The 1,344-nt window shown below is 38.1% G+C and carries 1 protein-coding gene; it reads left to right on the top strand.

Annotated features, from left to right (window positions below; genetic code table 11):
• On the top strand, window positions 1-939 hold a 939-nt coding region (locus BQ5321_RS00545), incomplete at its 5' end, for a transposase (protein ID WP_071392723.1).
• Window positions 940-1,344 lie beyond the last annotated feature (405 nt).

Raw genomic sequence — 1,344 nt, 5'->3', positions numbered from 1 at the left:
GTTCACAGACTACAAAAATTGACTCGTGCCCGTCGTGAGTTAGTCCAAGAACAAACGGCTACAAAAAATCTTATTCGTGTGTATGTGGACCATATATTTCGTGAGTTTCAAGGGAAAAGTGTATGGATAAATGGAAAGCGTAAACATGTACAAATTTTTTCGGATTTCTGGGGAAAGTCTTCACTCTATTTTATGCGTCATTGTCTCCATCCAAGTGACATCCTTACCCTTGGAAAAAAGGGATTACGAGCCCTTTCAAAACAAGTAAATCTTAAGTTGCGCGAACAAACCATTGATTGTCTGCTTGATTACGCAAAACATTCCATTTCTCAAGCGAAAGAACAATTAGAAGTCGAACAATTTTTACTTATTCAAAGTCTAGATCGACTAGATATGTTGGATACGCAGATTAAATTATTAGAAAGAAAAATTGAAGATTTATTTGTTCAAACGGACGGAGCCGTCATCCTTAGTGTTCCCGGAATTGGAGTTGTCACTGGAGCAGAACTATATGCCGAGATGGGGGATATTTCTGATTTCGACCATGCAGGGCAGCTAATTAAAATGGCAGGAACGAATCCTATCGTTAAGCAATCGGGAGGGAAAAAGCCCTCTTATCATGCGATATCTAAGCAAGGAAGGCGAACCTTTCGAAATATAACATATCAAGTGGGAAAATCCCTGTCTATGAACAACCCTGAAATGAAACAGAAGTATGCGGCATTAAGAGATCGTGGAAAACTTCCAGGTCAGGCGTATATCGCTCTAGGAAACCGAATGATTCGTCTAGCTTTTTCAATGATCAAACACCAAACATTATATCGTACAGACCAACCTGACTACGTTTTATACAAACAATTACGAAAGAAACTGTACAAGGCCAATGTTAAACAATTCTATGAAAGGTTTGTCATCTCAACAAGTTCCCAGATTGCCTAGACTATGTGTTTATTTCAAAAATTCTACCCTTTTGTGCCTATTACAATATTAATTTATGTAAGTAAAGTAGACTCTTAATTAGATTTGATTTTATTTAAATGGAGCTCCTCTAGGACGTTAGATCACATTGTACCTCGTGCCTGAGGCATAGACCTCGTGTGCCAGCCTTATGGATCTTGTCCTGCAAGTACGAATAATACGTGAAAACTAAGTTTATATTCACTAGGCTGTATCCTCTGCAAGATGAAAACGCAAGATCCTTTCACGTTCTAGAGGAGCTCTATATAAAAACTCTGTGATAGTTGAACTAGTTCCAAAAATTGGAAACCCTAGTTTTACTTTAGGTCGGCCTTTTTTTGATAAATTTCACGCTTGACTAATTTACCATTATACGCTGGCACCGTT

It is taken from the genome of Bacillus tuaregi (assembly GCF_900104575.1).
GTDB lineage: Bacteria > Bacillota > Bacilli > Bacillales > Cytobacillaceae > Bacillus_BD > Bacillus_BD tuaregi.
Note: the sequence above shows the minus strand (reverse complement) of the source record. Positions and strands in the feature narration are given on the sequence as shown.